The organism is Paenibacillus sp. P22, from assembly GCF_000469945.2.
Taxonomy (GTDB): Bacteria; Bacillota; Bacilli; order Paenibacillales; family Paenibacillaceae; genus Paenibacillus_O; species Paenibacillus_O humicus.
This window is the reverse complement of record NZ_CBRA020000006.1, coordinates 26,035-46,990: the sequence shown is the minus strand read 5'-3', so window position 1 is coordinate 46,990 and position 20,956 is coordinate 26,035. Positions and strand designations below refer to the sequence as shown.

Annotated in this window: 22 protein-coding genes and 1 riboswitch; of the genes, 12 read left to right on the top strand and 10 right to left on the bottom strand. The window is 59.0% G+C overall.

Going from position 1 to position 20,956, the window contains the following annotated elements; genetic code table 11:
* The first annotated feature begins 47 nt into the window (after positions 1-47).
* Positions 48-659, top strand: a complete 612-nt coding sequence (locus BN871_RS01965) for a thymidine kinase (protein ID WP_048744107.1) — start codon at positions 48-50, stop codon at positions 657-659.
* Between the two features lie 87 nt (positions 660-746).
* On the opposite strand, the gene BN871_RS29555 is transcribed toward BN871_RS01965, so the two are convergent.
* A complete protein-coding gene (locus BN871_RS29555) occupies positions 747-875 on the bottom strand; it encodes a hypothetical protein (RefSeq protein ID WP_021881879.1) in 129 nt (42 codons plus the stop codon).
* 216 nt (positions 876-1,091) lie between these two features.
* Here BN871_RS29555 and BN871_RS01960 point away from each other — a divergent pair, with 216 nt between their 5' ends.
* A complete protein-coding gene (locus BN871_RS01960; protein ID WP_021881878.1) occupies positions 1,092-1,352 on the top strand; it encodes an HPr family phosphocarrier protein in 261 nt (86 codons plus the stop codon).
* 81 nt (positions 1,353-1,433) lie between these two features.
* Here the strand turns inward: BN871_RS01960 and BN871_RS01955 are convergent, their stop codons facing one another.
* Entirely contained in the window at positions 1,434-2,372 is a 939-nt protein-coding gene (locus tag BN871_RS01955) for a DMT family transporter (RefSeq protein WP_048744104.1), read from the bottom strand.
* 124 nt (positions 2,373-2,496) lie between these two features.
* Here BN871_RS01955 and BN871_RS01950 point away from each other — a divergent pair, with 124 nt between their 5' ends.
* Positions 2,497-2,820 carry an antibiotic biosynthesis monooxygenase gene (locus BN871_RS01950; RefSeq protein ID WP_021881876.1) on the top strand — a complete coding sequence of 108 codons (324 nt, stop codon included), beginning with the start codon at positions 2,497-2,499 and terminating at the stop codon, positions 2,818-2,820.
* A gap of 79 nt (positions 2,821-2,899) precedes the next feature.
* Entirely contained in the window at positions 2,900-3,091 is a 192-nt protein-coding gene (locus tag BN871_RS01945; protein WP_021881875.1) for a hypothetical protein, read from the top strand.
* 85 nt (positions 3,092-3,176) lie between these two features.
* On the opposite strand, the gene BN871_RS01940 is transcribed toward BN871_RS01945, so the two are convergent.
* The gene (locus BN871_RS01940) at positions 3,177-3,878 is read right to left on the bottom strand and encodes an HAD family hydrolase (protein WP_048744100.1); all 702 of its coding nucleotides are present in this window, start codon (positions 3,876-3,878) and stop codon (positions 3,177-3,179) included.
* A 167-nt stretch (positions 3,879-4,045) separates the two neighbouring features.
* On the opposite strand from BN871_RS01940, the gene BN871_RS29550 reads away from it, so the two are divergent.
* Complete coding sequence (locus BN871_RS29550) at positions 4,046-5,089, top strand: globin-coupled sensor protein (protein ID WP_048744098.1); 1,044 nt, start codon at positions 4,046-4,048, stop codon at positions 5,087-5,089.
* 68 nt (positions 5,090-5,157) lie between these two features.
* On the opposite strand, the gene BN871_RS01930 is transcribed toward BN871_RS29550, so the two are convergent.
* On the bottom strand, positions 5,158-6,621 hold the full coding sequence (locus BN871_RS01930) for an NAD(P)/FAD-dependent oxidoreductase (protein WP_048744097.1): 1,464 nt from the start codon (positions 6,619-6,621) through the stop codon (positions 5,158-5,160).
* A gap of 48 nt (positions 6,622-6,669) precedes the next feature.
* Positions 6,670-6,769, bottom strand: a riboswitch (purine riboswitch).
* A 290-nt stretch (positions 6,770-7,059) separates the two neighbouring features.
* Between BN871_RS01930 and BN871_RS01925 the strand changes: the two genes are divergently transcribed.
* The 3 genes from BN871_RS01925 (at position 7,060) to BN871_RS01915 (ending at position 8,893) form a co-directional block, all read left to right on the top strand.
* The gene (locus BN871_RS01925; protein ID WP_021880766.1) at positions 7,060-7,746 is read left to right on the top strand and encodes a Na-translocating system protein MpsC family protein; all 687 of its coding nucleotides are present in this window, start codon (positions 7,060-7,062) and stop codon (positions 7,744-7,746) included.
* Between the two features lie 108 nt (positions 7,747-7,854).
* A complete protein-coding gene (locus BN871_RS01920; RefSeq protein WP_021880767.1) occupies positions 7,855-8,739 on the top strand; it encodes a histidine kinase dimerization/phospho-acceptor domain-containing protein in 885 nt (294 codons plus the stop codon).
* Positions 8,702-8,893 carry a hypothetical protein gene (locus BN871_RS01915; protein ID WP_048744093.1) on the top strand — a complete coding sequence of 64 codons (192 nt, stop codon included), beginning with the start codon at positions 8,702-8,704 and terminating at the stop codon, positions 8,891-8,893. Before BN871_RS01920 ends, BN871_RS01915 begins: the two co-directional genes overlap by 38 nt.
* Here the strand turns inward: BN871_RS01915 and glsA are convergent.
* On the bottom strand, positions 8,890-9,831 hold the full coding sequence (glsA, locus tag BN871_RS01910; protein WP_021880768.1) for a glutaminase A: 942 nt from the start codon (positions 9,829-9,831) through the stop codon (positions 8,890-8,892). The genes BN871_RS01915 and glsA overlap by 4 nt on opposite strands.
* A 203-nt stretch (positions 9,832-10,034) precedes the next feature.
* On the opposite strand from glsA, the gene BN871_RS01905 reads away from it, so the two are divergent.
* Positions 10,035-11,384 (top strand): PDZ domain-containing protein, encoded by a 1,350-nt coding sequence (locus BN871_RS01905; RefSeq protein ID WP_021880769.1) that lies wholly within the window; start codon positions 10,035-10,037, stop codon positions 11,382-11,384.
* 59 nt (positions 11,385-11,443) lie between these two features.
* On the opposite strand, the gene BN871_RS01900 is transcribed toward BN871_RS01905, so the two are convergent.
* On the bottom strand, positions 11,444-12,514 hold the full coding sequence (locus BN871_RS01900) for a permease (protein WP_021880770.1): 1,071 nt from the start codon (positions 12,512-12,514) through the stop codon (positions 11,444-11,446).
* Positions 12,515-12,696: 182 nt separating this feature from the next.
* Between BN871_RS01900 and selD the strand changes: the two genes are divergently transcribed.
* Positions 12,697-13,746 carry a selenide, water dikinase SelD gene (gene selD, locus BN871_RS01895; RefSeq protein WP_021880771.1) on the top strand — a complete coding sequence of 350 codons (1,050 nt, stop codon included), beginning with the start codon at positions 12,697-12,699 and terminating at the stop codon, positions 13,744-13,746.
* Positions 13,747-13,757: 11 nt separating this feature from the next.
* Positions 13,758-14,801 carry a tRNA 2-selenouridine(34) synthase MnmH gene (gene mnmH / locus BN871_RS01890; RefSeq protein WP_048744088.1) on the top strand — a complete coding sequence of 348 codons (1,044 nt, stop codon included), beginning with the start codon at positions 13,758-13,760 and terminating at the stop codon, positions 14,799-14,801.
* Positions 14,802-14,915: 114 nt separating this feature from the next.
* Here the strand turns inward: mnmH and BN871_RS01885 are convergent, their stop codons facing one another.
* The 4 genes from BN871_RS01885 to BN871_RS01870 all read right to left on the bottom strand — a co-directional run bounded on the left by BN871_RS01885 (position 14,916) and on the right by BN871_RS01870 (position 18,252).
* A complete protein-coding gene (locus tag BN871_RS01885; RefSeq protein ID WP_048744085.1) occupies positions 14,916-15,779 on the bottom strand; it encodes an SDR family oxidoreductase in 864 nt (287 codons plus the stop codon).
* An 80-nt stretch (positions 15,780-15,859) separates the two neighbouring features.
* Complete coding sequence (locus BN871_RS01880) at positions 15,860-16,831, bottom strand: electron transfer flavoprotein subunit alpha/FixB family protein (RefSeq protein WP_048744083.1); 972 nt, start codon at positions 16,829-16,831, stop codon at positions 15,860-15,862.
* Between the two features lie 35 nt (positions 16,832-16,866).
* Entirely contained in the window at positions 16,867-17,634 is a 768-nt protein-coding gene (locus BN871_RS01875) for an electron transfer flavoprotein subunit beta/FixA family protein (RefSeq protein ID WP_048744081.1), read from the bottom strand.
* 33 nt (positions 17,635-17,667) lie between these two features.
* Positions 17,668-18,252 (bottom strand): TetR/AcrR family transcriptional regulator, encoded by a 585-nt coding sequence (locus BN871_RS01870; protein ID WP_048744078.1) that lies wholly within the window; start codon positions 18,250-18,252, stop codon positions 17,668-17,670.
* A 343-nt stretch (positions 18,253-18,595) separates the two neighbouring features.
* Here BN871_RS01870 and BN871_RS01865 point away from each other — a divergent pair, with 343 nt between their 5' ends.
* Entirely contained in the window at positions 18,596-20,866 is a 2,271-nt protein-coding gene (locus BN871_RS01865; protein WP_021881710.1) for a (Fe-S)-binding protein, read from the top strand.
* Positions 20,867-20,956: the final 90 nt, after the last annotated feature.

The following is a 20,956-nucleotide window of genomic DNA, read 5'->3' as shown; positions in this document are numbered from 1 at the left end:
TGCCGTCCGGCAGCGCAGAAGGATCGATTGAAGAGGGGGAAGCCGTTTTGGCCCAGCTGTATTACAAATACGGGACGATGAACAGCGGCAAGTCCTTTGAGATCATCAAGGTTGCCCATAATTACGAGGAGCAGGGAAAAGCGGTCCTGATCTTCTCTCCGGCCATGGATACGCGCAGCGGAGAAGAGCAGGTCGGGTCCCGCGTCGGCTTCACGCGCAAGGCGCTCCCGGTCCGCGAAGAAACCGACATCTTCGAGGAGGTGCTGCGGCATCAGCCTGCGGGAGCGCCGAAGGCGATCTACTGCGTGCTCATCGACGAGGCGCAGTTTCTGAAGAAGGAGCATATCCTGCAGCTGACCCGGGTCGTGGACGAGCTGAATGTGCCGGTGATGGCATTCGGGCTCAAAAACGATTTCCGCAACCAGCTGTTCGAGGGAAGCTATTATCTGCTTGCGCAAGCAGACAAGATCGAGGAGATCAAGACGATCTGCTGGTATTGCGACCGCAAGGCGACGATGGTGATCCGCTTCCTGGACGGAGTTCCCGTGAACGAAGGGAATCAGATTCAAATCGGAGGCAACGACGACTACAAGCCCGTCTGCCGCAAATGTTATAACGCGGCTTTCTCGGCGAGCATGAAAAACGAACCGGATAAATGAATGAAGCCGGCCTCTTCAACGCCTGTCAAATGGCGTTGAAGAGGCCGGCTTTTGTTTCGAGCCCGCTTTGAGCTGCCGCTTGTCTTGTCAGCGGCTTTTCCTTTTCGCTTTCCTGCTCAGCCAATATATCCACCCGCCGACGCCGATTACGACCGCAGCGGCGAGGATGTAGAACAACACGGCATACATCCTGTCCTCGAATGGGGACATCATCATCACAATCGCCTCCCGTATATAGGTATTCTTTACCCAACTGCGGGCGATTTAAGACATGCCGCAGCAATTAGGGACGCAAGTCCGCTTACGACCTCGCCAAGGCCATTCATTATTTTGGTGAATGCGCTTCAAGCAGGAACCCGGCTCCTCATTTCGAATATAACGTACACATGCGGTGATTCGATTTTATCCCGAGGAAAAGAAGGTCAATGCAGGATGCGAGTTCATGAATTTGTGATTGCTGCCGATTTTACCCGCGAGGATCTTGCCCGGCTATCCTCGGAATCCGCCCGCTTCCGTTCGGACATCAAGCTAGAGTTCGCTCATGGGGACGGCATCAACATCGTGGACGTGAAAAGCCTGCTCGGCATGCTTCTGCTGCCGATCCGCTCCGGTACGCGCGTCATGCTGCGCGTCAAAGGGAAGGATGAGGAGGAGGCTTTCCTCCATATGCTGGAGCTGCTGGAGAAGGAATAAGCAGGAAGACGGGCGGAACCGTATAAAAGAAAGGCCAGCCCGGAATGGGGCTGGCCTGTTCGGCTTGGCAGCATGGCAGGCTCAGGAAACGGCGCCGCTCGTCGTGTCCAGAGCAGCATCTCCTTGCTTGGCGGCGGAAGGGCGTTCCTCCGACTTGAGATAGAGGATGAAGCCGGCAATCATGAATACGCCGCCGATCAGCTGGAACCCTGTGATCAGCTCGCCGAACAACAGGAGGCCGAGAAGGCTGGCGCCGATCGGCTCGGCCAGTACGGCCATGGAGATCGTCGTCGCCTTGATCGATTGCAGCAGCCAGTTGAAAATCATATGGCCGAAGACGGTCGGGATGATGGCGAGCAGCAGGAACAGTCCCCATTCCCGTGATTCATACCCCATCATCGGGATGCCTGCGAACACATTGTAGACAGCGAAGCAAAGCGCGGTGATGCCGAATACGATCAGGCTGTAGACGTAAGATGGGATTCGCGCCATGAGCTGCTTGGCCAGAATCATGTTCACGGCAACGGCGACCGTCCCGAGAAGGGACAGCGTATCTCCGAAAAAGGCGCTTTGCGACAGGCCGAAGTCGCCTGAGCTCACCAGGATGGCTCCGGCAATCGATACCGACATGCCAATGACCGCTGAGCGGCGCAGCCTGTCCTTGAAGACGAGGTAAGCGCCTATGGCTACAAATACGGGCTCAAGAGTGAGCAGAATCGTAGAGCTTGCGATCGAGGTGTAGGACAAGGAAGCCATCCAGAGCAGGAAATGCAGCGCCAGGAAGAAGCCTGCGACGGTCAGCTTCACCCAGTCCCGAAGAGTGATCGACGCGAAGGCATGGCGATGTTTCCAGCCGAAAGGCAGCATCAATAAAAAGGTGAAAAGCATCCGGTACAGCCCTTGAACGGATACGGGAGCACTGGAATAACGGACAAGTATGGGAGAGCAGGAAATGGCGGCCATACCGACGACAAGGGGCAATAGAATCGACAAAGTTGATTTCGGCTGCAAAGTATTCATCCGAATATTTTAATCGTTCCGAAGCTTTGCTGCAATTCCTTTTTCATTGACAATGAGAATTATTATCAATTATCATAAGGAGGATGGATAGCAGAATGGAGACGATCGAAAGGGGACAAGCCGCATGCTCGTCATTCAACGCCGGATCAAAGTGAAGGAAGGTTTCTCCGGACAAATCGTGGAGCGGTTCAGCAAGCCGGGACCGGTACAGGAAATGGACGGATTCATTGATATGAGCGTCCTTGTGAAGGCTGTTCGCCGGGGCGAGGAAGAAGTCATCGTCCAAATCCGATGGGAGTCGGAAGAGGCTTGGAAGGGCTGGGAAAAAAGCGATGTCCATATCCAAGGCCACCGCGAGAGCCGCGGCAAGACGCCGCCGGATTATGTGCTGGAAACGGAAGTCTCCCGATATGAGGTTGCGGCTGTGAAGGGTTCTATTGCCCGCTGATTGTCACATTTATAGCCCGAAAGAGTCATACGCATGTCCCGGCTCCAAGCTAAGCTAAAGGTGGAAGGAGCTGCTGCCCATGCATGTCGGCGAGGATACATCCTTGACGGACTCGCTTTATTTGATTTTCTTTGGACTTCTCATGATCGGGACGATTATACTGTTCGTGTACGGCTTCAAAAAGATGGACGATTCCGGCGATGACGAGGAGGAGGCAACGCCTGCTTCTGCGCCGCCTCATCGTCCCCAGGACAGCCAGGCTCAGGATTAGGCCGGCATCCGCAGCATCCATAGACTCCAATGAAAGTCCAAAAAAACCGCCGATCGGCGGTTTTTTTTTATGCTGTCCATGCGCGTCAGGAGGCGCGGGTCGGATCCGTAGGCTGCCATAGCTCGAGCCAGCGAGCCATTTCGCCGATGGACGGTATCGTGCCGCTCGGCTGGAGAGACGGAGAGGGGCTGAATTGGCGCAGAGCCAAGCCTTGGCGGACCCATAGGGCATGCATGCCGACCTGGCGCGCGGGAACGATGTCGTTGTCGATCCGGTCTCCTACCATTAAAGCTTTGCAGGCGGGACAGCCCGTCGTTTGGAGGGCATGCTCATACAGGCGCGGATCCGGCTTCACCAGGCCCGTCTCCGCGGAGGAGAATACCGCTTCAATATGCTCCATGAGCCCGTAAGACTCCAACCGATGGACGGTTCCGGCGCTCTGATTGGCGATGACTCCGATCCGATAGCTCCCGCTGAGCGACTGCAGGAGGCTCTTCGCCTCCGGGAACGGCTTGTCCAGCTCCTTGCGGTATTTCATTTCCTTCCAGATCGCTTGGCGAAGCGCGTCGTCGGGGAACAGCCGCAGCAGGATATCGGCCATCGGAAACGGAGAGAACCGTTCATGGGCCTGCATCCAAGCTTCCCGGATGTCCCGCTCGCATACCGCGATGCCCCGGCGCCCGGCTGCGCGGATGAGCTGCGAGATAATATCGGCTATCGGCGCGGATTCATCCACGAGTGTCTCGCCGACGTCGAAAAAGATCCATTCCACCGGATTGCTTTTCACTTGTTTTCTTCCTTCCCGTTGCATGCAGTCGATTACTATATCGTACCATGACGGAAAGCGGGCCTCAAGAAAGGAGGGAGCGTTTTCAATTTGCTGCGGCACTAAACTATTTCAACGCACCAGCCGATAAAGTCAGGATTAGGTTAACGAGGCAAGGAGATGGGGACATGATTGCCGTTGCGCCGGAAAGAGAAGCCCAGCTACAATTCATCGGGCTGAAGCAAGAAGACCTGGATCTGCTTCAAGGCAGCAGGGCCGTATTCGAGAACATCGTGGACAGGCTCGTAGACTCGCTGTATGGGCAGATCGCGGCGAAGCCCGAGCTGAGAGCGATCATTGAAGCCCACAGCACGCTGGAGAGGCTGAAGGCGACGCAAAGGACATACTTCCTGTCGATGACGGATGGGAAGATCGACGAAGCCTATTTCAACAACCGCCTCCTGGTAGGCAAGATCCATTCCCGCATCGGGCTGACGACCCGGTGGTATCTGGGCGCTTACATGATTTATTTGGATCTCGCCGCCTCCCACCTGGCAGCCGAGCTTCCGGGACAGTGGACGCCGGTGCTCCATTCCTTGACGAAGATGTTCAACCTCGATTCGCAGCTTGTGCTCGAAGCCTATGAAAAGGACGAGAAGGCCAAGCTGGAGAGAGTGCTGGACAGCCAGTCCCATATTCTGACGGGCGTCAGCGAAGCGATCCGCCAGCTGGCGGCGGGAATGGAGCAGGTAAGCCGCAGCACGGCAGCAGTCAACAGGCTGGCCCGAGCGACGGTGCTGTCGCAGGAGCAGACCGACGCCGAACTCGGCTTGCTCGGCGAACAGATCGGCTCCATCGAATCCATGGGCGCGCTCATGGGCGACATTTCCGACCGGACGCATCTCCTCGGTCTCAACGCCGCTATCGAAGCGGCGCGGGCCGGCGAGCAGGGTAGAGGCTTCGAAGTCGTCGCGGGGGAAGTGCGCAAGCTTGCCCGGCATTCCAAGGAATCGCTTGAGCTGATTCAGGAGAAGGTGGAATCGATCGGCGAGGTGCTGCACAAAGTGCAGGCGATGTCGAGGGACACGGCTCAGGCTGCCGGAGAACAAGCCGCAAGCTCGGAGGAGCTGGCTCTGTTCATCCGGATCATCGAGAACGTTTCGGTGGAGCTGGAGCAATTGAAAAGCGAGGCGGAGCGATCCATAACGGACGGAGTCCAGACGGACGGTTAAAGACGACAGCAATTGGATAGGCAAAAGGAAGGCAGACCGGATAATCCGGTCTGCCTTTTTGATTGAATTCAGGACAGCGCAGCAGCCGGAGCGGATGCCGTACCGATCCGCTCCAGCATGGAGCGGGCGATCCAGACGCCTGCGGCGCCAGCCTGAGCCAGTCCGCGCGTAATGCCGGCGCCGTCGCCGCCGCAGTACAGGCCGCGGATTTCCGTCTCAAGCTTCGTGTCGAGCTTCGGCCTGGCGGAGTAGAATTTCGCCTCGACGCCGTAGAACAGCGTGTGTTCCGAAGCAATGCCGGGTGTTACTTTCTCCAGCGCTTCCACCATCTCGATCAGGCTGCGCATCGTGTTGTAAGGCAGCACGAGTCCGAGATCGCCGGGGACGGCCTCCTTCAAGGTCGGCTCCAGAAACCCTTCGGAGATGCGGCTTGCCGTCGAGCGGCGCCCGCGGATGATATCCCCGTATTTCTGGACGATGACGCCGCCGCTCGAGAGATCGTTGGCCCGCCTGCATATTTCCCTCGCATATTCGTTCGGCTTGTCGAACGGCTCCGTGAACGTATGGGAGACGAGCAGCGCAAAGTTGGTATTCCGGGATCCGAGGCTCGGATCCTTGTAGGAATGGCCGTTGGCGGCCATGACGCCGCTGTGGTTCTCGACGACGACATGTCCGGAAGGGTTGCTGCAGAACGTGCGCACCCGGGTGCCGACCGATGTGTTGAAGACGAATTTTCCTTCGTACAGATGCTCGTTGATTTCCCGCATGACGACATCGGACGTTTCGACCCTGACCCCGACATCGACCTGGTTGTTGTACATCTTGAGCCTGCGCCGCTTGAGCACCGACGTGAGCCAGGCGGAACCATCCCGGCCGGGAGCGATCATGACGAGATCCGCCTCATGCGTGGTCCCGTTTTTGAGCGCGATTCCCGTAATGCGATGTCCGCCATCCTGTTTCTCGGTGACAATGTCCTCGACTTCGGTCTTGAACGACATCTCGATGCGCGTTTTCAAATATTCATAAATGGACTTGAGGATGTCCAGATTCTGCTCGGTGCCCAGATGCCTCACTTCCGCCCGCAGCAGCTTGAGTCCGGCGGCATAGCCGCGCTGCTCGATGCTTCGGATCGTATCCGTCGTAGGATCGGTGATGGCCGCTGTCGCTCCGTGCTCGAGGTTGATGCTGTCCACATAGCGGATCAGCTCCAGAACTTTGGAAGGGGCGAGATAATCCGTCAGCCAGCCTCCGAATTCGGTCGTAATGTTGAATTTGCCGTCGCTGTATGCGCCCGCCCCGCCGAAGCCGGCTGTAATGGAGCAGGCCGGCAGACAGCCGGCGAAGTCTTTTTTGCCTGCCGCCGGCGGGCAAAGCTGAATCTTTTCTTCCAGTATGGGACAGCTGCGGCGATAAATATCATGGCCTTTGTCCACAAGCAGAACGTTCAGTCCCGGATGCTGCAGCGTCAGCTCGTAGCTGGCAAAGATGCCTGCGGGTCCGGCTCCGACGATGATCACATCATATTTTCCCATCCTAATCATCCTCCCGGCTTCATCAAAAAATCCCGGCTGCAAACGGGTATGCGAAAGCATCCCGTTCGTAGCCAGGAATTTGAGGTTCCTTGTAGAGACCCCCGAACCTTATTATCGGGGATATACGAACGCGCCGGGTAAGGCGACAAGTGAAATGGTAACCGAGAAGCGCGTATGTGTCAACGATTTTGAATGAAATTATTCGTAATTGATTGAATTACACACTATCAATATCATTATATATAGGTTTATTTGGTCTAAACACGAACATTGATGAAATCAACAAGGTCTTCAAGCGGGTTTCAAAATAAGCAGGGCCCGTTTGCCGGCGGCCATTCTGTCGATAAGCATCTCTATCTATCGATGGCATTATATGCTATAATGGCGACGTCCAAGTTCAAAATCGTTTTTGATACTAGCTAAAAGGATGACTAAAGGTTGGAGAACCGTGCCGCTCTGTCCCAATTGACCAGCCAAATGGGCAAATTGCTCCGAGACCGCTTCGGCAAAGGTCCGGAATCGATTTTCGTTTCAAGCAATGAAGTATGCGTGACCATGCATTTTCGCCAGTTCGTCAGCGTGGTCGAGAAGATCATGCTGCAGCAGAACAAGGACGAGGCTGTCAGGGAAATGCGCCAGCTCGTAATGGATCTCCTTCTGCCGGATTTCAAGGCTCTCGTTCTGGAGTCGCTGGATCTGGAGATTACGGATGTGTATTACGACTGGAACCTGGACAACCACTCCGGAATCATGGTCGGTTTGGTGGACAGCTCCAAATTCGAAGCGCATCAGGAGAAGTACAGGGGCAAGCCGTACATACACGAATCGGTGAGAAGGATATCGGAAGAAGCAGAGAAGCTTCCTGACAAGCTTTACTCGTTCTGGACGAATCCCCGGACGTTGATCGTGTACCGGTCCGGCATTCTGATCAAGCTGGAGAAGGAATTGCTCCGGGCCGGCTACGAGCCGGCGCTTCGCGTAGCGAAGCGCTCGCTGGAAAAATCCATGCTGCTTACGGAAGTCGACATGAACCGTGCGGTGGGCCGCAGCCCCGACGGTCTGTACCTCGACTGGAAGTTCGACAAGGATCAAAGCATTATCGTTTATACGTTTCCAAACGAATAACGGACTTTATGACCAGATATTACGATACGCTGTTCATGAGCCAAGAACCGGTGCCGGCAAGGCGCCTATTCTTGGCTTTTATTATTTTTCGGGGTGGGCGTTGATGCGATGACGGAATTAACACATGATCATTTGGCGGAAGAAGAAAATGTCCGCTTGCCGATGGACGCGCTGTTGACGGGAATCTCGAAGCTGATCGATGCCGACGCCTACTTCGTTTCCGAACGGCAAGGGAACGAGGAGCATGTCGCGCATCTGCATCATAAGGGGGAACCGATTCTGCACTGCGGTCTGGAGGTCGATGAACCGGAAGCTGGAGCCGAAGGAGATACCTGGCTCGGGTTTCATTACTGCGGGCTGCAGGTGAGAACCGGCGGCAAGGCATCGACGGGGACGCTGGGACTGCTGCGGAGGGAAGCGGCGTTCACCGAGATGGAGAAAGCCGTCCTGCAGATGGCGGCGGCCAGATGGCTCCTTCAGAAGGAATCCGGACTCGAGGAAGAGAGCCTGGAAGACAAGCGCCGCCTCGAAGCGATTAGTTCCGCCAATGCCAGGCTGGAAAAGGATAAGGATCAGCTCTACGAACTTGGACTTGAGATGATCACTCCTATGACCGGCATTTCCGGCATGGCGGAGCTTCTGGCGGAGACGGAATTGACCGACGAGCAGAGAAGCTACGTCGATACGATTATTGGAAGCAGCGGCTATCTCATTCAACTGATCCAGCATATGATGGCCAACTCGCGCATGGCCGCCGGTTCCGTCGATCGCCGGATAACGCCGTTCTCGCTTCATTTGCTGCTGGCTGGATCCCGAGCTTCCGATCCGGGTGGTCGGGGACGAGGAGCTGCTTCGGGAGACGCTCATCATCCTTCTCTCGGCAGCCGCCTTCGGCGCAGAGCCGGGAACGGTCGGCGCCCGTGTTCATGTGAATTCCCGAAGCATCGGCAACGATATGCTCGATCTGCTCTTCACGATCTGGCATCCCCATGAAGTCGAGAGCCGCATTCAGCCCATATCCGGCGTCAGGGACCGGATCGAGGGAATGGGCGGCGAGCTGTGGTTCGAGCATGACGGGGAAGGCTACCGCATCCGCTTCACCATCCAGGTAAGGGAAGGTGAAGCGGAAGGCGAGGAAATTCTCTAGAACATGCTCCAGTCGAATTCACGGGACAACGAACGCAGCAGATGAACCCCGGCCAAGCTGTTGCCATGCGGGTTGAGCGCCGGACCGATGACCCCGATTCCCGCCAAGCCCGGCACGAGCGCCAGAATGCCGCCGGATACGCCGGACTTGGCAGGCAAGCCGACATCGATGGCGAATTGTCCGGAGCCGTTGTACATGCCGCAGGTGACCATGAACGTTTTGGCGATCTGCACGTAGCGTCTTGGAATCAAGGCTTGTCCCGTGACGGGATCGATGCCGTCGTTCGCCAGAATGACGGCCATCCTCGCGAGATCGCTGCATGTGACCGAGATGGAGCAATGGCGGAAATAGACTTCCAGAACTTCCTCGACTCCGCCTCGGAGAACGCCGTTGTCGGTCAGGAAATACGCCATGGACCGGTTCAGGTTGCCGGTTGCGGATTCGGAATAATAGGTGGCGTCGTCAACCGCCAGATCAGGATTGCCTGCAAGTCCGGAGATGAAATCCAGGATGCGCCCCGCCTTCTCGGCGGGGCTGTTTCCGTTGATCAAGGAAGAAATGACGATGGCCCCGGCGTTGATAAGCGGATTGAAGGGAATTCCCGGCTGTACGAGCTCGAGCTTGAGCATCGAGTTGAAATTGTCTCCGGTCGGCTCCATGCCGACTTTGCTGAATACAGCCTCCTCGCCATTGTCCATGAGAGCGAGGATCAGCGTGAATACCTTGGATATGCTTTGCATGGTGAATCTGGTCCCGCAGTCGCCTGCCGAGACGGAACCGCCGTTCATGTCGGCGATATGGATGCCGAGAGTATCGGGATCCGCCTTGCTGAGCTCGGGAATATAGGAAGCGGTCTTGCCGTCTGCCGTTCGGGCGCGGCTGTTGTCCAGCCATTGCGGCAGGCCGGCTTGCAGGGCGTTCCAGGTTGCGATGTCCATAGGCTGAATCGATCTCCTTGGTGTGCCGGCACCAAGCCGGGCCGGCATTATGGTAGCGAACTTCTTCATTGTATCGGCATTCGCCGGGTCTGTAAAACGGCCGACCGGAAGCCTGCATTGAATGTAAGCCTCCCTCTTGTGTATCCTAGTAGAGAAGGAAGACAAGGGAAAGTCAGAAGCAGTCATTCGGGGAGGACGAGGAAATGGGCAAAAGCTCCCGCTGGTACGCGGCATCCCTGATCGCCGTTGCGGTTGGGTCCGTTTGTGGAGAACTGATCTGGATCGGGGATCCATTGCGGCTGGGCAGCTATTATTGGATGGATCTGATTCAAATCCTGTCCCGGACCGCTGCGGCCATCCCTCTCATGTGGGCTGCCGGCGCTTATTCCTCCTGGCTGCAGAGGGGAAGAAGCTGGCTTGGCGTCATTAATCTTCTCGCCGTAGCCGGAGGCATCCTGACGGCGCTGCTGCTTCTTACGCGGCCGGACCGCTTCGGAGCCGCCGCTGCGGCAGCGGCGGCTACCGGAGCTCTCATCCTCATCGACGCTCTTGTGAGCGAGACTGCAAGACGGGGAGGCTTCCCTTGGAGATCGTTGACGACCGCCTTGGCAGCGGCGGCGGTCGGAGCGATTCTTTTTTACCCGACCTCATATGGCGTCACCACTCCGGGATTCACGATGAACATGAACCGGTATGCCCATATCCAAGGAGGTACGGACAGGGGGAGCCTGGAAGGCGTTCTCGTCATCGAGCGTCCGGCTTTTCCGGTGGACTGGATCTACGCCGGGCTGTTCCCCCATTTGCATATTGAAAAGAGGGATACGAGCATTTCGCTGGGAGAAATCCAACGGCAGGTGTTCATCCAGCGGGCAGGCGCCAACGACGTCGGAACCGCCGTCGCGCTCAAAAAGCTCGGTCTCGGCCAGGGCGTGATCCCGACCGGGGTTCAAGTGCTCGCTCTGCTCAAGGACAGTCCGGCGGAAGGGCGTCTTGAGCCCGGCGATGTGCTGATCCGCTTGAACGGCAAGGAGGTCGGCACGACGGCCATGCTGGCGAAGGTCATGGGCTCCGTCAAGCCGGGCGATACGGTCCGTGTAGGGCTTAAGCGGGGCACTCAGGAGATGTCGGCGGATATCGAAACGAAGGAGAATCCCGAGCAGCCGGGCCGCGCGGCATTCGGCATCCAGGTGCAGGACCGCACCCGGGCGGATCTGACGAGAAAGGCCGACTACCGCTCCTATATCGTGTACCAAGGAGGCCCGTCGCATGGGGCGATGCTGGCTTTGACGGTTATCGATCAGCTGACTCCGGGAGGCGTTACGTACGGCAATCGGGTGGCCGGCACTGGCACGCTGGACGGGAATGGGAACGTCGGGGAAATCGGCGGCATCGAGCAGAAGGCCTATACGGTCGCCCGAGCAGGCGCGGATGTGTTCTTCGTGCCGCAAGGCCAGGAGAAGGATGCCCGCAAAGGCAGCGCCTCGCTGGAGATCGTTCCCGTCCGCACTCTCGACGACATGCTGTCGTGGCTGAAGGCTCATCCGAAAAATTGAAGCGATGAAAAAAAAGGCCGTCTCCGATCATTTTCGGAGACGGCCTTTTTTTCATGCGGCTATAGGAAGAAGGAGCCGATGATGCCGCTGAGCACGCCGGCGGCGACGACGGACCCGAACACAAGCCCCAATACTTTGGCCGGGAACGCGCGGCGGATCATCAGGAGCGACGGCAGGCTGACGGCAGGCAGCGTGATGAGCAGAGCGCCTGCGGCGCTGCCGCCGAAACCGAGCGAGGTGAATGCCTGCACGAACGGAATCTCGGCTGCAGTCGGAATGACGAACAGCGTGCCTGCGACAGCGAACAAAAGCAGCGTCAGAATGGTCATGCCTGTCCCTTCGCCGAGGCTCGGGAAGAGCCAGGCGCGCGCGGCGCCGAGCAGCAGAACGGCGATGATGTAAGCCGGGACGACGTTCAGCAGCATTTGGCCGAGGCTTCGCAGCCAGCGCAGCCAGAACGGACGATCGTCGTCAGCCGGCACGGCGGTGAGCACCTGATCTTCCGGGATGGCGGCGTCCTTGACGAAGCGGTTCGCAAAGTAGCTCACCCCGAAGGTGATGGCGATGCCGAACAACAGCCGCAGCAGCGTGAACTTCCACGTGAGCACGAACGTCATGAAGATGAGCGTCGCCGGATTCAGCAGCGGATTGCCGAGCCAGAAGGCGAGGGCGGCGCCGGCGGAAACGTTTTTTTTGCGCAGGCCGACAGCGATCGGAGCGGCGCAGCAGGAGCACATCATGCCGGGCAGCGAGGCCAGGCCGCCGATGGCGGTGCTCTTGAAGCTGCGTCCGCCGAGAACGCGGAGCAGCCAGCCTGACGGAATCAGCACCTGAACGAGGGAGCCGAGCAGGATGCCGAGCACGGCGGCTTTCCAGACGGCTTTATAATAAGCCTGGGCATAGTCCCACGCGGACTGCCACGACGGGGACGGAATGCTTTCAGAGCCGCCGGTCAGAATCGAGCTGCCGATCGTATGCTCCGTGATGGCTTTCAACGCTTTTCCGTAGTAGGGCCACCATTTTACATATGTCAGGCCGGCGACGGTAATCAGGATGAATGCGACAGCAAGCCAGACGGCCTTTTTGCCGCTCATCGCCGGGCGCGGAAGAGTTCCTTGGGAAGGACTCATGAATACAACCTCCTAAGATGGAATGGAAAACTTGATTATTATAGCATATCCCGCGATCCGTTCCTTCACTTTTTTGAAGCGTTAGGGCGATAGGGGCGAAGCTCGGCGCGCCATTTTGGTTTTTGCGCGGCCTTGGCGTATACTTAAGGGAGTAAAGTACTAGCCATCTGGGAGGATGAACCATGCCGGAATCCAATGTGATCAAATTGACCTCGCTCTCCACCAAAGGCGGCTGCGGCTGCAAAATCGGACCGTCCGACTTGTCGGAAGTGCTGAGGCAGCTGCCTCCGGCGCTGCCCAACGCCGATCTGCTCGTCGGGCTTGATACGAGCGACGACGCAGGGGTCTACCGGCTGAGCGACGAGCTCGCGCTCGTGCAGACGGTCGATTTCTTTACTCCGATCGTCGATGACCCGTATTCCTTCGGCCAGATCGCGGCTGCCAACGCCATCAGCGACATCTACGCGATGGGCGGCAAGCCGCTGACGGCCCTCAATATCGTCGCATTTCCGATCGCGACGCTCGACAAAAGCATCCTCGCCGATATTCTCCGCGGAGCTGCCGACAAGCTTGCGGAAGCAGGCGCGACGCTCGTCGGAGGCCATTCCATCGAAGACAAGGAGCCCAAGTTCGGCATGGCTGTCACCGGTCTCGTCCATCCTGGCCGCGTCCGCACGAATGCCGGCTCCCGTCCGGGCGACAAGCTCATCCTGACCAAGCCGATCGGGGTGGGCATCTATACGACGTCGATCAAGAAGGACCGGCTGACGGAAAAAGATGTCGCCAAGGTGACTTCCGTCATGGCGGAGCTGAACCGCAAGGCGGCCGAAATCATGGACGGCTACGACGTCCATGCCTGCACCGATGTGACCGGCTTTGGGCTGCTCGGCCATGCTTCGGAGATGGCAAAAGGCAGCCGGGTCGGCCTGAATATCCGACGCGGCGACGTTCCGGTCCTGCCGCGCACCCGCGAGCTCGCCGAAGAAGGCTTCGTGCCGGGCGGCACGAGAAACAACTATGCGCATGTGCAGCCTGCTGTCACGTTCGGCCCGGAGCTCGACGAGCTCGACCGCCTCATCCTGTGCGACGCGGTGACTTCGGGAGGACTCCTCATTTCCGTAGCCGGAGAAGAAGCGGATTCCCTGCTCGGCGAGCTGCTTGCCGCAGGTCTTGAGGCGGCTCTCATCGGAGAAGCGGTCGACGACCATCACGGCATCATCGAAGTATCGTAAGGAGAGATTCCATGTTTCAGGATTTGACCGTGCAAGAGCTGAGAGCGAAGAGGGACTCGGGAGAGCTCGTCATCATCGACGTCCGCTCCCCGTCCGAATACGAGGAATCCACGATTCCCGGAAGCATCAACATCCCCTTCTTCGACGACCGCGAGCGGGCGGAGATCGGCACGCTGTACAAGCAGGTGAGCGTCCAGGAAGCGAAGAAGCGGGGGCTCGAGATCATCTCGGCCAAGCTGCCGGCATTCATCGCGCAGTTCGCGGCCATTCCCCAGAAGAAGGCCCTGTTCTGCTGGAGAGGGGGCATGCGGAGCCGGACGACGGCGACTCTGCTTTCCTTGATGGACATCCACGCTTACCGGCTGTCGGGCGGATTCCGCGAATACCGGCGCTGGGTCGTCGAGACGCTGGCGGAATTCTCCTTCAATCAGCGCGCCTATGTCCTTCACGGCAATACGGGGACGGGCAAGACGGCAATTCTGTCCGAGCTTGAACGCCGCGGGTATCCGGTGCTGGATCTGGAGGGGATGGCGGGGCATCGCGGCTCCATATTCGGCCAGATCGGGATGCGCGCCCACAACCAGAAGACGTTCGAGTCGCTGCTGCTTGAGCGGCTGATCGCTCTGCAGCATTCGCCCTACGTCATTATGGAGGCGGAAAGCCGCCGCATCGGCAAATGCGTGCTTCCCGAGTTTCTGATGGAAGCCAAGGAGACGGGAATTCCGATCCGGGTCGAGCTGCCGATCGGGGAGCGGATCCGGCATATTCTGGAGGATTACCGTCCGGAGGAGCACAAGCAGCAATGCATGGCCGCCTTCCGCGTGATCAAGTCGAGAATCCATACCCCTGTCGCGGCGGAAATCGAGCAGAGCATTCGGAACGATGACTTCGGCCGCGCCGCGGAGCTGCTGCTGACCGCTTATTACGACCCGCGCTACGAGCACGGCTCCGACCGGTACGACAGCGAACAGGAACGGTTCGTTCAGGCCGATTCGGCTGCCGCCGCCCTGGAGCCGATCATCGCGGCGCTCCCGGGAAGCGGAGTTCCGGTCTGATTGGGCAGGAAAAGCCCTCGCCGGGCAGAAGCTTCAGCCCGGCGAGGGCTTTTTGGCGTATGCAGCTGCTTCCCCCATGAACGGAAGCTGCCGGTCGCACAGGCGGCAAACGCTTTATTGCCCTTTGCCGCCTGTGCGGGTAAGCTCGGCCAGCCGGTCCCACTGTTCCGGCGTCACTTCAAGCAGGCTGTTGAACTGTCCGGCGCCCTGGAGCCATTCGCCGCCGTCGATCGTCACCACCTCGCCGTTGAGATAAGAAGCGTAATCGGAGACGAGAAATGCGGCCAGATCGGCAAGCTCCTGCTTGTCGCCCACTCGCTTGAGCGGAATGCGGTCCGCCATGCGCTCGGCCAGCTCCGGTGTCGGAGCCAGCCTTGCCCATGCGCCTTCCGTCGGAAACGGACCTGGCGCGATGGCGACCTGGCGGATGCCGTAGCGCGCCCATTCCACCGCCAGCGAGCGGGTGAGAGCAAGCACCCCGGCTTTGGCGGCGGCCGACGGCGCCACGAACCCGGAGCCGGTCTCGGCATAGGTCGTGACGATGTTCAGCATCGTTCCGCCCCGGCCGGCCGCGATCCAGCGCTTGCCGAACTCCAGCGTCGCATAGAAGGTTCCGTGCAGCACGATGTTCAGCACGGCGTCGACGGCGCGGGGCGAGAGCCTCTCGGTCGGGCTGATGAAGTTGCCGGCGGCATTGTTGACGAGCACGTCGACGCCTCCGAAGCGCTCGTCCAAAGCATCCGCCAATGCGGATAGGGAAGCCGGGTCCCGGACGTCGCAGCTTTGGACGAACACGTCATGGCCGGCCTCGCGGAACGCCTCAGCCGCTTCCTGCAGCTTCTCCTCGCGGCGTCCCGCGAGCGCGATGGAGGCTCCATGCCGGGCGAAGCCTTCCGCCATTGCGCGTCCAAGTCCGGTCGCGCCGCCCGTCACGAGCACGGTTTTGCCTTTGAGCAGATCGGGTCGAAACGGTCCCATAACAAGCTCCTCCTCAGGAATGATTCATATCCATCGAAAAACCCTCCCGTAATGGCATCATCCGGGCGGGTTCATGCTGTTTACGCGAGCACTTTGCGGAACTCTTCCGTCAGCAGCGGCACGACTTCGAACAGGTCGCCGACGATGCCGTAGTCGGCGACTTTGAAGATCGGAGCTTCCGGATCCTTGTTGATCGCGATAATGACGCGCGACTGGCTCATGCCCGCCAAATGCTGGATGGCTCCGCTGATGCCGCAGGCGATGTACACTTCCGGCGTGACGACCTTGCCGGTCTGGCCGATCTGCAGCGCGTAGTCGCAGTAGCCGGCGTCGCAGGCTCCGCGGGAGGCGCCGACGGCGGCACCGAGCACATCGGCCAGCTCTTCGAGCGGCTTGAAGCCGTCGGAGCTCTTCACGCCGCGTCCGCCGGAGATGACGATCTTCGCCTCGGACAGGTCGACCTTGCCGCCGGCTTTGCGCACGACGTCCTTGACGATCGAGCGGAGATCGGAGGCTGGAGCATAATCGCGGTCGACCACTTCGGCCGGCGACGCGGCCTGTTCGGCTGGCGGAAGGTTGTTCGGCCGGACGGTGACGACGCCGGAGCCGCCGGAAAAGGCTTTTTCCTCAAAAGCTTTGCCCGCGTAGATCGGACGGGTATAGACAGAGCCGCCCGCGGAATCGATTACAGCAATGACGTCGGAAATTTGTCCGGCACCAAGATGGGCGGCGACAAGCGGCGCCAGATCCTTGCCTTCCGCAGTATGGCCGAGGAAGACGCGGCCTGGCTTCCGTTCGTCGAGAAGGCCTTTGACGGCGGCCAGATAAGCCGGAGCGTTGTATGACGCGAGCTCAGGATGATCGACGGCGTAGACTTTGCCCGACACGTAGGCGGCCAGCTCGGAGGCGACCGGAATGATGCCGCTGCCGATGATGACGGCGTCGACCGGAGCGCCGCCCGCGGACTGGTTGGCGGCATGGACGGCTTCAAGCGATACCTGGCGCAATTTTCCGCCGCGGATTTCGGCGATGACAAGAACGGATTGGCTCATGGTTTAACCTCCTTGGATAGGAAAAAAGGATGGGATCAGATCGCTTTGGCTTCTGTGCGCAGCAGCTCGACGAGGCGAGCGGCCTGCTCGGCCGGCGTTCCCTTGATGAGCTGGCCGGCTCCGCGCTCAGGCGGCAGGGAAAGGCCAAGCCGCTTGGTCAGCGGGGCGACGGCGGCGGCGTCGACGCCGAGATCGTCCAGAGACAGCGTCTGGAACGGCTTTTTCTTCGCCTTCATGATATTCGGCAGCGACGGGTAGCGCGGCTCGTTCAAGCCTTGCTGGGCGGTGAACAGCGCCGGCAGCGTCAGCTCGAGGGATTCCGTGTCGCCTTCGGCATCCCGCTTGACGCTGGCAGCCGTACCGTCGATGTCAAGACTCGTGATGGAAGCGGCGTGGGGAATGCCGAGACCCGCCGCAAGCCGGACCGCGACTTGGCCGCCGCCGGTATCGACGGAGAAGTTGCCTCCGAGGATGACGTCGAAGGGCTGCTTGGAGATATAAGCCTGGAGCAAGGAGGCGATGCCCGCTTCGTCGGATTGGATGCGCTCGTCGGAGATCAGCACCGCCTCATCGGCTCCCATCGCCAGCGCCGAGCGGAGCGCTTCCGCTGCCCGGGCGGGGCCGACAGAGACGACGGTAACCGTTCCGCCGTGCTTTTCCCGGAGCTGGAGCGCTTCCTCGACCGCATATTCATCGTAAGGATTGATGACATATTTGACGCCGTCGTCCGAAACCTGGCCGTCCTGGATTACGATCCGTTCTTCCGTATCAAAGGTTTGCTTCAGCAGGCAGAAAATGTTCATCTCGATTCTCCTCCTCGAATGGTTGAATCCCTGTTATTTTTTGAGGCCATGCAGGAAAAATTCGATGGTTTTGTCGACTTGGGCGGTCAGGGAGAACTTCTGCCCGGATATGAGCCAGGAGGAAACCGCCTCATCCATCGCTCCGAATATAAGATGCCGGGTCAGCTTGACGTCGAGATTGTCCCGGAACGCTCCTTCTCTCACCCCTTTTTCCAGAATCTGCTCAATGAGCTGGATGTAAGGCCGTACGGTCAGGCCGATCGCCTTGCGCAGCTCCAGCGAGCTCTGCCTCAGCTCGATCTGGGTCACGTATGCGAGATTGATGTTCTGCTCCAGGACGGAGTAGTGGATCTCGCAGATGGCGCGCAGAGCTTCGCCGGCAGTCGCCGTATCCTCCAGCCGGGCTTTGAACCGTCCGACCAGATCCCCGAGCCTTTCCTCGAACAAGGAGATCAGGATATCTTCCTTCTTCTTGAAATATAAATAGATCGTACCGTCGGCGACTCCGGCCTCCTTGGCGATTTTCGACACCTGCGAGCCGTGGAACCCGTTTTCGGCAATGACTTTTTGGGCGGCTTCCAGGATCTGATAATATTTTTCCGGCTTCCTACTTGTCATGATGGCACCTCGGTGGTAGTATTTACGTATGGTGAATGAATGCTCATTCATTTTCTTCATCTTAGGGGATATCACACGGATTGTCAACGATTTATCCGGAACTTGGACGCTAACCGCCTTCCAGAAGGCGGAACATGCTTGGGATCGGAGAGGAAGAGGCGGGATATCTTCCTTCTTATTTCTTAGTAGTGGAGCGGAGGATTTGGAGACGTATGCAGCCGCGCCGGACAGCATCACAGGCGGGATACCACTAAGATTTTTTTGAACCGGCCTTGTAAGCGCTTCATCTAAGAATGCCCGGCGAACGGCCGGCAAAAGGAATTTGCAGAGAGGGTGAGCCGCAATGGCAGGACAGCTGATCAATCTCATCTTGTTTTTGGCTCTGACGGGCTGCGGAGTCTATCTGTTCTACAGGGCGGTGTACCACCGCTGGCTCTATATGAAGCTGGGGAAAAAGACAGCCGTGCCTCTCAAGGGAGAGGGCAGATGGGGCGAGTTCCTCGCTCAAGTATTCGGCCAGACGAAGCTGCTCAAGGATATCCGCAGCGGCATCATGCATATTGTCATCTTCTATGGATTCGTCATTCTGCAGTTCGGAGCGCTCGACCTGATCATCAAAGGCCTGACGGCAGGCAAGCACCATCTGCCGGTTCCCGGATACGGCTGGTTCAGCCTGCTGCAGGAAATCACCGTATTCGCCATTCTGGTCGCGATGGGGTATGCGGCCTACCGCCGCTACGGCGAGAAGCTCGCCCGTCTGAAGAGAGGGTGGAAGCCGAGCATCGTCGTCTTCTTCATCTTCGGACTGATGGCATCCGTCCTGTTCTCCCTTGCTTTCGAGCGGATTTGGCTCGGCATGGCATTTTCCGGCTACGCGCCGATCACCTCCGTGATGGCCGAAGGCATGCAAGGAATCGGAGCCGGAGCCGCGCATGTGCTGTTCATGGTTTCCTGGTGGGCGCATCTGGCCATCCTGCTCGCGTTTCTCGTGTACGTGCCTCAGTCGAAGCACTTCCATATCCTCACCGCGCCGGTCAACATCTATCTGCGCAAGCAGGAGCCGGCCGGAAGGCTGAGCAAGATCGATCTGGAGGACGAGGAAGCGGAATCGTTCGGCGTCGGCAAGATCGAGGAGTTCAACCAGAAGCAGATGCTCGATTTCTATGCCTGCGTGGAATGCGGCCGCTGCACGAATGTGTGCCCGGCATCCAATACCGGCAAGGCGCTCTCTCCGATGCACATGATCGTGAAGCTTCGCGACCACTTGATCGACAAGGGAGCGGCCGTCACCGGCAAATCTCCCTGGGTTCCCGAGTTCGCTTTCGGCACAGGAAGCGCCGGGGGAGGCAAGGCGCATGCCTTTGTCCCTCGTTCTGCGGAAATGCCCGGCTCGCTGCTCGAGATGGCCGGAGGAAGCGCGGAGGAGGTGGCGGCCGGCGCGGAAGAGTCGGACTCCGTCGCATGGAGGGATCCCGGCGGCGCCATCACGGATATCCGGCCGACGATCGGCTGGCAGAAGGCTTCCTGGCATCAAGAGGAGCGCAGCCCGCAGGAAGTCGAGCTCATCGGCGAAGTCATGACGGAGGACGAGATCTGGGCGTGCACGACATGCCGCAACTGCGAGGACCAATGTCCGGTCGGCAACGAGCATGTCGACAAGATCATCGACTTGCGCCGCCACCTCGTCCTCATGCAGGGCAGCGTGCCGCATGAAGGCCAGCGCGCAATGCAGAACATCGAGCGCCAAGGCAACCCTTGGGGAATCAACCGCAACGACCGCGTCAAATGGACCGGAGACGTGGAAGGGGTCAGCGTTCCGCTCGTCAAGGAAAACCCGGAGTTCGACTATCTGTTCTTCGTCGGCTCCATGGGCTCCTACGATCTCCGCAGCCGCAAAATCTCGAGGGCCGTCGCCCGCCTGCTGAACGAATCCGGCATCCGCTTCGCGATTCTCGGCAACGAGGAAAGAAACTCCGGCGACACGCCGCGGCGCATGGGCAACGAGATGCTGTTCCAACAGCTGTGCATGGAGAATATCGAGACGTTCCGGAAGTACGGAGTGACGAAGATTGTGACGGCATGCCCGCATACGTTCAACACGCTGAAGAACGAGTATCCGGACTTCGGTCTCGAAGGCGTGGAGGTGCTCCATCATACGCAGCTGTTCGACCGGCTGCTGAAGGAAGGCAGGCTGCAGCCGAAGCATGAGGTCAACGAGCGGATCACCTACCATGATTCCTGTTATCTGGGCCGCTACAACAACGTGTATGACGAGCCGCGCGATGTGCTCCGTGCCATTCCCGGCGTGGAGCTGGTGGAGATGGCGCGCAGCCGGGAGAACGGCATGTGCTGCGGAGCGGGCGGCGGCATGATGTGGATGGAGGAGACGGCAGGCAAGCGCGTCAACCTGGCGCGCACCGAGCAGGCGCTCGAAGTGAATCCGACGCTGATCAGCAGCGCGTGTCCGTACTGTCTGACGATGCTGGAGGACGGCACGAAGCTGAAGGAAGTCGATGACAGGGTGAAGGCGCGCGACATCGCCGAAATTCTCGAGGAAGCCGTATTCGGATGCGCGGGCAGCGCTCCGGCCGGCAGCGAAGGGATGGCCGTATAACGCATGGAGGCAGCCAGAGCCGGCAGCATAAGGGTACGCGCACCTTAGTTAGCGGACCGTCCTTCTTCGATCGGCCATGAAGAGGAAGAG